The organism is Bradyrhizobium sp. Ai1a-2, assembly GCF_000426245.1.
In the GTDB taxonomy this organism is placed as follows: domain Bacteria; phylum Pseudomonadota; class Alphaproteobacteria; order Rhizobiales; family Xanthobacteraceae; genus Bradyrhizobium.
In genome coordinates, this window is sequence record NZ_AUEZ01000135.1 from 1 (window position 1) to 10,456 (window position 10,456).

Annotated in this window: 10 protein-coding genes and 1 pseudogene; 6 read left to right on the plus strand and 5 right to left on the minus strand. The window is 62.6% G+C overall.

Going from position 1 to position 10,456, the window contains the following annotated elements; translation table 11 throughout:
- Window positions 1–164: pseudogene (locus K288_RS55235) on the minus strand (IS5/IS1182 family transposase); the annotation flags it as partial.
- A 542-nt stretch (window positions 165–706) separates the two neighbouring features.
- Between K288_RS55235 and K288_RS0140765 the strand changes: the two are divergent.
- A complete protein-coding gene (locus tag K288_RS0140765) occupies window positions 707–991 on the plus strand; it encodes a hypothetical protein (protein ID WP_027584562.1) in 285 nt (94 codons plus the stop codon).
- Window positions 992–1,598: 607 nt separating this feature from the next.
- On the opposite strand, the gene K288_RS0140770 is transcribed toward K288_RS0140765, so the two are convergent.
- Both K288_RS0140770 and K288_RS0140775 read right to left on the minus strand, forming a co-directional pair.
- Window positions 1,599–2,225 carry a transglutaminase-like cysteine peptidase gene (locus K288_RS0140770; RefSeq protein ID WP_027584563.1) on the minus strand — a complete coding sequence of 209 codons (627 nt, stop codon included), beginning with the start codon at window positions 2,223–2,225 and terminating at the stop codon, window positions 1,599–1,601.
- A gap of 334 nt (window positions 2,226–2,559) precedes the next feature.
- Window positions 2,560–3,177, minus strand: coding sequence for a PilZ domain-containing protein (locus tag K288_RS0140775; protein ID WP_027584564.1), 618 nt, complete (start codon window positions 3,175–3,177; stop codon window positions 2,560–2,562).
- Between the two features lie 336 nt (window positions 3,178–3,513).
- Here K288_RS0140775 and K288_RS0140780 point away from each other — a divergent pair, with 336 nt between their 5' ends.
- The 4 genes from K288_RS0140780 to K288_RS0140795 all read left to right on the plus strand — a co-directional run bounded on the left by K288_RS0140780 (window position 3,514) and on the right by K288_RS0140795 (window position 7,932).
- Entirely contained in the window at window positions 3,514–4,344 is an 831-nt protein-coding gene (locus K288_RS0140780) for a xanthine dehydrogenase family protein subunit M (RefSeq protein WP_027584565.1), read from the plus strand.
- A 3-nt stretch (window positions 4,345–4,347) separates the two neighbouring features.
- Window positions 4,348–4,830: a (2Fe-2S)-binding protein gene (locus tag K288_RS0140785; protein ID WP_027584566.1), complete on the plus strand. Its 483-nt coding sequence runs from the start codon at window positions 4,348–4,350 to the stop codon at window positions 4,828–4,830.
- A complete protein-coding gene (locus K288_RS0140790; RefSeq protein ID WP_027584567.1) occupies window positions 4,827–7,085 on the plus strand; it encodes a xanthine dehydrogenase family protein molybdopterin-binding subunit in 2,259 nt (752 codons plus the stop codon). The genes K288_RS0140785 and K288_RS0140790 overlap by 4 nt, the downstream gene beginning before the upstream one ends.
- Window positions 7,086–7,497: 412 nt before the next feature.
- On the plus strand, window positions 7,498–7,932 hold the full coding sequence (locus tag K288_RS0140795) for a hypothetical protein (protein WP_027584568.1): 435 nt from the start codon (window positions 7,498–7,500) through the stop codon (window positions 7,930–7,932).
- A 278-nt stretch (window positions 7,933–8,210) separates the two neighbouring features.
- On the opposite strand, the gene K288_RS0140800 is transcribed toward K288_RS0140795, so the two are convergent.
- Both K288_RS0140800 and K288_RS54420 read right to left on the minus strand, forming a co-directional pair.
- Entirely contained in the window at window positions 8,211–8,588 is a 378-nt protein-coding gene (locus K288_RS0140800; RefSeq protein WP_027584569.1) for a VOC family protein, read from the minus strand.
- 202 nt (window positions 8,589–8,790) lie between these two features.
- A complete protein-coding gene (locus K288_RS54420; RefSeq protein WP_027584570.1) occupies window positions 8,791–9,618 on the minus strand; it encodes a DNA-directed RNA polymerase subunit alpha C-terminal domain-containing protein in 828 nt (275 codons plus the stop codon).
- A 572-nt stretch (window positions 9,619–10,190) separates the two neighbouring features.
- Between K288_RS54420 and K288_RS0140810 the strand changes: the two genes are divergently transcribed.
- A partial coding sequence (locus tag K288_RS0140810) for an IS5 family transposase (RefSeq protein ID WP_043162123.1) occupies window positions 10,191–10,456 on the plus strand: 266 nt, incomplete at its 3' end.

Consider the following 10,456-nt stretch of genomic DNA (forward strand, 5'->3'; position numbering starts at 1 on the left):
CGGCCCGCCTTGTCCTCATACACCGCACCGAACCGCTGTTCCAGGACCGACCAGTCGATCGTCCGCGAAAGCTTCACCAGTGCATGATCCATGTCGAGGATCGCGTCCAGCCGGGAGCGCAGAAGATCGGCCTGTCCGCTGTCGCGTCGTTCCTTTGGCTTCATCGTCCCCTCCGGTCAGACCGAGGGAATCACGACGCGCGATTCGGCGGTATCCTCAAATGCAGATTTGCAAGCTTTTGCGGCGTCAAACCCCGAAAGCTTGCAATCTCAAACCCCCTCACGACCGAAAAATCGACTCCACATCAATGGCTTGGGCGATTCTTCACGGACGACGCATCAATCCCTCATCAATTTGGCTGCATGCCATTTCAATCGGCGCGGCCCATAGCCCATCATCAAACGGTGAAAAGCCGACGGTACGGCTTGCTCCGAGCTCCGCGCGCTTTGCATTGAAGCAGACGTTGGCGGCTCCAGCGGCGAGGTCGGGTCGGGGCCAAGAGGCGACGTAACGCGTCCGTGTCAGCTCCGGTCCAGTGGCGGGTCGTGGGGCTTGGCTTCGTGCCACCACCAGACCTGAGCGTGCAGGAACAGTTCGGTCATTACCCGCGTAACGCGATTCCGGATCGCCGAAATCGTTCTGTAGGCATCCCACCCCATCATTATCCCAGGTGGATACTCACATCTAACATGAACAGGAGCTTTTCATGAATATTCAAGCCCGCAGACTCGCGATTGCACTCGCAATTGCTGTTCCGCTCGCAGTGGCCGCCACGGCTGAATCGTCTGCCGCGCCGATCCATGGCATGTCGATCAAGGCGGCGGCACCAGCCGCGACGACGAACGTGCGCTATCTGGTGCGTCCTTATACCTATCCTTCGTACTGGGGTTACCCCAATTATAATTCGTACTGGGGCTATCCCACCTACAATTCATATTGGAGCTATCCGACCTATTACTACTCCTATCCCGGCTACGCTTACGGCTGGTGACGCCAAGCATTGGCAGCGTGCGGCTCCCTTCGAGCCGCCGCTAGCCAACACGTAGTTGAGAGATTTTATCGTTCATCGATCATGCGCGTGTTGATCTTGAGCCAATCGCGACATTTCAAGTCGCGGCCCATCGCTTCCGCTCTTCATCGATGGCAACGTTTGCGGACTCGGTCGGAATGTCTCAAGGGGACATATTCGGGCGCCGCCGCTGGCAGAGTCTGCGAGAGGTGCGCCCGTCGCCCTCGATTACGTCAACGCAAGTGCGACGAGGCCTGAGCACAACAGGACGATCCCGGCAATGGTGACGGCGAGAAAGCTATAAGAGGCAAATTCTTCACGCATGGCGCACCTCAAATAAAGCGTCCCCGCAATACCTTCTGATCGTCGTTCTCCAGCACCCGACGCAAAGATAGTGGGCGCCTGTTTCTGCAGAATTTCGATAGAGCCGGAAAACGGTTTCGTCTCCCGCGCCAATTGTTTCGTTGCCGTTCCACACGTGCGGTCAAAAAAGTTGCGGCCAGGCTTTGGGGGAAGCCTGGCCGCGCGCGAACCGGTCTGGGACGGGGAGGGGTGGGGATGTGACCGGGTCGCGGTTTCAGATGTTCCGTTATTGTCGGGAGCTGGCGGTGGCCACCGCCGGGCGGTTGTCGCCGAGCGAGACCCAGATGTTAGGATCGCTCTGCGACTGCCGCTTGACGAAGCGGTAGCCGGTCTCGGTCCAGGCGACGACGTCCTCGTTCTGGTTGTCGAGGATGAACTCGCCCTTGTCGGTCTTCACCGTGAGCACCGCGTGGCCTTCACCCTTCTTGTCGCGCACGACCGTGATCAGGAGCGCCTCGCGCGGCCAGCCGGCGTCGACCAGCATCTTGCGCTTCAGCAGCACGTAGTCCTCGCAGTCGCCGTAGCCGTCGGTCGGCAACGACCATTTCTCGATCACGCCCCAATGATCCATGTCGGTCATCGGCTTGATGGTCTCGTTGACCCATTTGTTGACCCGCAACAGATCGCGCCACGCCTTCTGCGACAGCACGATGTCGCGCGGTTGTGTCGCACCGCCGCGGCAATCGCCCGGGTTCTCGGCGCAGAATTCGACCCAGCCGATCGGCGAACGCGTGGCATCGCCGAGGCTCGCATAGACCACGTCGCCCGCTTTCGCCGCGACGCTGGTGGTGACGCTCAATCCGAAGAGGATGGCGGCAACCGCCCATCCTTTCCCCTGTCCCCAGAAAACCATTGTGGCCCCCGTTTTTCTTGTTGGGACCACGTTTCTCACAAAGGTTTTGCGCCGCGGCTAAATCGGCAAAGGTGATTTGACGCGAATGCAAGTAAAGCTGGCGGCAAATTCGAACTATACTTGAAGCAAAATCGACTAAAATTTGAGACAACCGCAATTGATTCAAATTTTACGCATTAACGTGTCCGGCGCTGTTCCAGCAGGTCTTTCTCGTCGCCGAACGCGCCCGCGTTAACCGCATCCGGCGGGTGCAAGACAAGGCAAAGGCGGCGTCCGCCATCGCGGATGCCGCCTTATTCCGGCTAAAAATCAGGGAATTTCGGGCCCGCTGGCTTTACCGGGCGGTAACCGCGTCTTCGAGCGTCTCGGCGGACTGCTCGTGGACGAATTCGAGCGCGAAGCCGTCGTCGAGGTTTCGCACCACGCGCGACTGCACGCGGCCGAGCATCACCAGCGACTTCAGCGGCGGCCGGTTCTCGGCGGCGATCGCCGCGCCGGACAGCGAGAGGTCGATGATGCGGCAGGTCATCTTGCTGCCGTCCTCCAGCGTGAGCAGCGCGATCGGATTGCGCGGCACGATACGGTCGTGGCGGCGGTCTTCCGGCAGGTTGAGGATGTCGCGGTTGGCGAGCCAGGTGAGCTGGGCGGCGAGCTTGTCGCGCTTGCGCGGCGTCGAGATGATGGTCATCGCAAAGCCGTTGTCGATGATGCGGGTGATCCTGCCCTCGACGCGGCCGATATGGTCGAGATAGGCGATCACGCGGTCGCCGACATTGCCGATGCCGGGCGCCAGCAGCGCGAGCCCGCCCGGAGACATGTTAATAATCTGGCAAGGAAATTCGCGCCGGTCGGGCAGCATGTAGCGGCCGAGCAGGTGCACCTTGACGCGCTGGAACCGCCGCCGTTCTTCCTGTGCCGGGAAGACCGTAGGTTTCTTTTGTGCAAACGACATCACCGCCACCCGACAACCGGCCTCCCGGCGCGGCAAGACCCTACGGCTGACAGGGTTAATGTGCGGTTAGCCGCGGTTGCATGAAGTATGGGCACGCACGCGACCGATGGGCGCAACGGGCGCCGTCGAGGGGCGCCGGTGACGGCGCCGATCATGACCGTTTTGTGTGAAGGCGGCGGCTTGTTGATGTGCAAATTCCCTTTGCGCATGGGGGCCCGCCACTTCGTCCGGGCTCGGAGGCTGTTCCGATGGCGTGCCGGCGTGTAGTCTTTCGGCAGGCTCCGCAGAGGGCAGCAACCAACAACGAGGGAGGCATCGGACACGAGCATGACCGATATCCGATACGTCGCGCCGCAGACGCTTGATGAAGCGATCGGCGCTTATGCCGCGGCGGGCAGCGCCGCGCGCATCCTGGCCGGCGGCACGGATCTCTTGGTGCAGATGCGTTCGGGCGCGGTGAAACCGGGCCTGATCGTCGACATCAAGAAGGTGAGGGAACTCACTGCCGTCGAAGAGATTTCGGGCGGCGGCTTCCGCATCGGCGCCGCGGTGCCGGGCGCCGTGCTGGCCGAGCATCCGCGCTTCAGGCAGACTTGGCCCGGCGTCCTCGAAGCCGTGAACCTGATCGGCTCCACGCAGGTGCAGGGTCGCGCCTCCGCCGGCGGCAATCTCTGCAACGCCTCGCCGGCCGGCGCCATCGTCACCGTGCAGGGCCCGGACGGCCGCCGCGAATTGAAGGTCGAGGACGTCCCCGCCGGTCCCGGCCGCACCAATCTGAAACCCGGCGAGATCCTGGTTTCCTTCACGCTGCCGCCGCGCCCGCCTGGCTCGAGCGACGCCTATTTGCGCATGATCCCGCGCACCGAGATGGACATCGCGGTGGTCGGCTGCGGCGTCAGCCTGACGCTGAAGGACGGCGTCTGCACCCACGCCCGCGTCGGCCTTGGGGCAGTGGCGCCGACCGCGCTGCTGGTCGAGCCGGCCGCGCAGGCGCTGATCGGCTCGCGCCTCGATGACACCGCGCTCACCGCCGCCGCCAATGCCTGCCGCGCCGCCTGCCGTCCGATCGACGACAAGCGCGGCACCATCGCCTACCGCACCCAGATCGCGGGCGTGCTGCTCAAGCGCACCACGAACATCGCCGCAGAACGCGCGCAAGGGAAATAACAAATGGCAAAGCTGCACGTCTCCACCACCGTCAACGGCGAGCCGCTGGAATTCCTCTGCGAGCCCCACGACACGATGCTCGATGCGCTGCGCAACCAGCTCGCGCTCACCGGCTCCAAGGAGGGCTGCGCCTCGGGCGATTGCGGCGCCTGCTCGATCACGCTGGATGACCGGCTGGTCTGCTCCTGCCTGATGCTGGCCGCCGAAGCGGAAGGGCACGAGATCAGGACCATCGAGGGCATGGCGCGCGGCGGCCGGCTGCATCCGTTGCAGGAGAAGTTCCTGGAGCAGGCCGCGCTGCAGTGCGGCATCTGCACCTCCGGCATGCTGGTTGCCTCCGAGGCGCTGCTCGCCAAGAACCCCGACCCGAGCGAGGAGGAAGTCCGCTTCTGGCTCGCCGGCAATCTCTGCCGCTGCACCGGCTACGACAAGATCGTCCGCGCCGTGCTCGAAACTGCCACCGAGATGCGGGAGGCCGCGCAATGAACATCGTCGTCAACAACAAGTGGATCGGCCAGCGCACCATCCGTCCCGATGGCGTCGACAAGGTCACGGGGCGCGCCGCGTTCGCCGCCGACACCGCCATGCCCGGCATGATCTGGGGCAAGGTCCTGCGCAGCCCGCATCCGCATGCGCGCATCCGGTCCATCGACACCTCCAGGGCCGAGGCGCTGCCCGGCGTGAAGGCCGTCGTCACCTCGCGCGACGTCGTCGACTTCCCGCTGGACAAGTCCGTGATGCTCGGCATCCAGGACATGCGCTGGATGTGCCGCAACGTGATGGCGCGCGACAAGGCGCTGTTCCCCGGCCACCCCATCGCCGCGGTGGCCGCCACCACGGAAGCGATTGCCGCCAAGGCCTGCGAATTGATCGAGGTCGATTACGAGGTCCTGCCCTGGTCGATCGAGATCGACGACGCGATCAGGCCCGATGCCCAGATCCTGCACGAGTCCATCACCTTCCAGGGCAAGCCGTCGAATATCGTGGGCCAACTCGAGCACAAGAAGGGCGATATCGAAGCGGGCTTCAAACAGGCCGACGTCATCATCGAGCGCACCTTCACCACGCGCCCGGTGCACCAGGGCTATATCGAGCCGCACGCCTGCCTGATCTCGGTCGCCGCCGACGGCAAGACCACGATCTGGAGCTCGAGCCAGGGCCAGTTCATGGTTCGCGCGATGACGGCCTATCTCACCGGCATCCCGCAGAGCGACATCCGCGCCATCCCCGCCGAGATCGGCGGCGGCTTCGGCGGCAAGACCATCGTCTATCTCGAGCCGCTTGCGACGCTGCTCGCCAAGAAATCCGGCCGCCCGGTCAAGATGGTGATGACGCGCGAGGAGGTGATGCGCGCCACCGGGCCGACCTCAGGCTCGAAGAACACGGTGAAGATCGGCGCCAGGAAGGACGGCACCATCGTCGCCGCGCAAGGCACGTTCTACCTGCAGGCCGGCGCCTTTCCGGGCTCGCCGATCCGCGGCGCTGCGGGGTGCAGCTTTGCGCCCTATGACATCGCGAACGTGCTGTCGGTCGGCTACGACGTCTGCTCCAACCGCTCCAAGGTCGCGGCCTATCGCGCGCCCGGCGCGCCGATCGGCGCCTATGCGGTGGAATGCGTGCTCGACGAGGTCGCGGAAAGCCTGAACATGGACCCGCTCGACTTCCGCCTGAAGAACGCGGCGAAGCAAGGCACGAAAGCCGCGCACGGCCCGGTCTTCCCCCGCATCGGCTACATCGAGACGCTGGAAGCCGCAAAGACCGCGCCGCATTACAGCACGCCAATAGGCAAGCTGCAGGGCAGGGGCGTCGCCTCCGGCTTCTGGTTCAACGCCGGCGGTGAATCCTCGGCGCAAGTGAACATCACTGAGGACGGCAACGTCGTCGTCACCACCGGCCACCCCGATATCGGCGGCTCGCGCGCCGGCATCGCCAACATCTGCGCCGAGCTGCTCGGCATCGACTACCGCCGCGTCTCCGTCATCATCGGCGACACCCAGACCGTCGGCTTCTCCAACCTCACCGGCGGCAGCCGCGTGCTGTTTGCCTCCGCGATGGTGGTGACGCAGGCGGCTGAGAAGGTGATCAACACGCTGCGCGAGCGCGCCGCCAAGATCTGGGAGATCGATCCCGAAGCGGTGAAATGGGAGAACGGCGCCGCGCATCCGGCGTCGCCGAACGCCGGCCAGTTCGAGCCGCTGACGCTGGAAGACCTCGCCGAGAAGGCCCCCATGCAGGGCGGCCCGATCGGCGCCGGCGTGCAGCTCAACACGCAAGGAGCGGACGGCGGCTTCGGCACCCACATCTGCGACGTCGAGGTCGATATCGAGCTCGGCATCGCCCGCGTGATCAGATACACCGCCGTGCAGGACGTCGGCCGCGCCGTGCACCCCGGCTATGTCGAAGGCCAGCTCCAGGGCGGCGTCGCCCAGGGCATTGGCTGGGCGCTGAACGAGGAATACATCTATCGCAGCGACGGCAAGGTCGATAACCCCGGCTTCCTCGACTACCGCATGCCGGTGTGCTCGGACCTGCCGATGCTCGACACCATCCTGGTCGAAGTCCCGAACCCGAAACACCCGCAAGGCGTCAAGGGCGTCGGCGAAGTCCCGCTGGTGCCGGTGATGGCCGCCGTCGCAAACGCGATCTACCGCGCGACAGGCAAGCGCTTCTACGCGTTGCCGATGTCCCCGCCGAAGGTGCTGGAGGGGTTGGAGCAGCCGATCCAACAGGCGGCAGAGTAGATATAGATGCGTAGTGCGTAGGGCGGATTAGCGAAGCGCAATCCGCCGTTCACGCGAAGCCGGCGGGTTACGCCAGCGCAATCGCCGATCAGATTGAAAGTGGCCCCGGTGAAGCTGCGCTCTCTCTCCCGCTTGCGGAGGAGGGCCGGGGTGGGGGTGCCTCCGCATTGGGACTCCCCGTGTGGAGAGAGCCCCCCGCCCGGCGCTGCGCGCCGACCTCTCCCGCAAGCGGGAGAGGTAAAGATCCAGTGCGTGGGATGGGTAGAGCGAAGCGAAACCCATCAATCCGGACCAACCGCAATGCCCGCTGCTGCCAATCCCCCAACGCCGTTGAATTCGGTTCTTTGAGAAGCTGCCGCCTCCCAGGTACCATAGTGGCAAACTAACTGGCGTCTCGGGCAGGGAGCCGGACATGGCAGGCAAAATCGAGATCGACCCGACGGGATCAAACGATACCGGTGTCTGCGATTGTTGCGGTCACAGCAGCCGCTGTGTGTGGGGCGAAGCCTACGCCGATGGCCGCTGTGTGGCCGTCTACTTCGTCCACTGGACGCTGGAGCACGTACCGGATCATGGCGCCAGCATTGAACTGATCATCGGGCAATGGGGGGAGGGGACAAGCGCCCAGCATCGGATCGCCATCGCTTTGGCCTACCGCCTGATGGAGGGCATCCCTTCGATGATGGTAATCAATGCGAGCGCTATGCCCGTTGCGCGTAGTCCTCTCGTCGGGCGAGCGCTGTGCCGCGACGACGTGATTGGCACGCCTCTCGCGCAAAATGCGTTTTCGATTGCTGATGCCGTGCTCGCCCAGGATCACCGCGTGGCGGAGTTGTTAGGCCGCTGAACGTTGGTAGGGCGGATTAGCGAAGCGTACTCCGCCGAACCACGCGAGAGAGCCGGCGCGTTACGCCAGCGCAATCGCCGATCAGGTTGAAAGGTGGTCCCCGGTGAAGCTGCGCTCCCTCTCCCGCTTGCGGGGGAGGGCCGGGGTGGGGGTGTCTCCGCATTGGGACTCCCCGAGTGGAGAGAGCCCTCACCCGGCGCTGCGCGCCGACCTCTCCCGCAAGCGGGAGAGGTCAAGCGAGCTAACGCTAACCCGCCCTGCGAAATAACACCGTCCGCTCAAGGTATCCGATGCACGGCGCAGATCTTGTTGCCGTCGAGATCGCGCAAATAGGCGATATAGAGCTGCACTCCGCCGCCTTCCCGGATGCCCGGCGGATCCTCACAGGTCTTGCCCCCGCTCGCGAGGCCGCTCGCATGGAAGGCATCGACCTCGTCCTTCGATGCCGCAACGAAGCCGATCGTCCCGCCATTGGCATGGGTCGCCTCGTTGCCGTCGATCGGCTTCGACACCGAGAAGGTGCCCGTCTTCGTGCGCCAGAACACGCGATGGCGGTCGACAAATCCCGGCCTCACGCCGAGCGTGCCGAGCAGCGCATCATAGAACGCCTTGGACTTGTCGAGGTCGTTGGTTCCGATCATCACATGCGAGAACATTCTACCAGTTCCTCCCGTTGTGCGGCATTTATTCCGCCGCCACGCCGCTTTGCAGAAGATGTTACTAGCAGAAGTTTGGGCGGACGCGGAAGTCCTCATGAAGGGCGTCGCAAGTATGCCATCCAGGGGACTCCTAACGGCGCGAGCGTATTCGAGTCAGATCAGCAGGCGCTGCGAAATATCGCCGGGCGCCGAGACTGCCCTAGACCCCCGCATCGCCGTCAAAAGGCTTAACCGAATCGCCTGGTAGGATCATTCCAATTCTGAGATTAAACCGCGCAAGTTCTTCGTTGATCTCGTTGACGCACTTGCGACCGAAGTTCGGAGCGCACACCAAGTCGTTCAAGGTTCGCTGCACCAGATCACCGATGTAAATGATGCCCGCGTTCTTCAAGCAATTTTCGGATCGGACCGACAGTGAAAGTTCGTTGACGCGACGAAGTAAGATAGGATCGAAAGTAGCTTCGCCTACCATGACAAACGGACGGGCTCCTGTCGGACGTTCCCAATATCTTGCGGCCATCTCGTGAAGCTGTCCTCTTGCGAGCACGTAGCTGTTCTTATCGTCGCGCTCATTCAAAGTCGCAGCAAGGCCCTTGGCCTCTTCACTAATCTCCCAAACGCCTCGCTCGGAATCGTCGCGCATCAGGCCTTCCTTGACCATTTCGCTGCGCTCCCAGCATGCTGCGTTCCACCAGCGCGGATCACCCGTTGATACGCTCTCAAAGTCACCTTCGGCTAATTTCGGAACCATGATCGGGCCGAGAAGATTCCGAACGTCCTTTGCTTGCGCTTTGCCGCCGAACTTGAGGAGCGTCATCAGCAGCGGCAGACGAAATTCCTTCTGCGGAAGCCTTGGGGAGTCGCTTCGCTTCGTCGCGCGAGGCTGCACAGGAAGGGGAAATTCTCCGTCCATCATTTCTAGCGCCAAAAGCGCCTTCACGATGATGCTTTCTGGCGTGTCCTCAAACGGCTGTGCATGCTTCTTCAATCGAGCGTAGGTCTCGTCGGAAATACGGATCACAGGCATCGTAGCCCCCTAACTTGTTACAAGGATAACTTGTAACAATAAAAGCGCTGGAGTCAACGTGTTGTTCTTTGAGCGAGATTGGTCCCAATTCGACCAAAGTCTAAGTTACTGACCTTCGGGAGAAAAAAGCCTTGGGAGCCTTGACCAAGCGGCGAATGTTCTCTATTTGTTCTATAGATCTGACGTACCGGTTGTGCCAAATTTTGGCCACAACTGGGCAGAGGCGGACTACATGGACAGGCGAATTACGTTTCGGTTTTACAGGGCGACGCGACATGAACGTGCAAGGTTAGGTTTAAGCGAAGCCCTCAATCAGATATCAAACGTAAGGCGCCTCAGAGACCGCGAGCGGCAACTGGCTCAAGACTACCATGTGAGGGCGGAAGTGATTGAGAGCGCGCAAGGCTCAATCCATGGCGAGTTTACCCGAATCCAGCGGACAAATCTTCCCTCTGAGGTCGAGGATAACGGCAGGAGGCCGCTCACTACACGGAATCCGCTAGGTGGTGTGGACTCTAAGGATTCCCTTTTAGGAGCAAATCAGATTCAAGGCTGCTTTTGGGGAGGCGGCCTTGGGTGTGATGGATCGTTTGGTTTTGAGCGACGCGGCGTGGGAGCGGATGGCGCCGCTGATCATAGGTCGTCCCGACCAGAAGGGCTCGACCGGGCGCGACAATCGGATGTTTGTTGAAGGCGTATTGTGGATCGTGCGTACGGGTTCTCCGTGGCGCGACCTTCCGGAAGTGTTCGGGGATTGGAACAGCGTATTTCGGCGCTTCAGTCGATGGAGCATCAAGGGCGTTTGGTGGCGGATCTTCGAGGCGATGTCCGATGATCC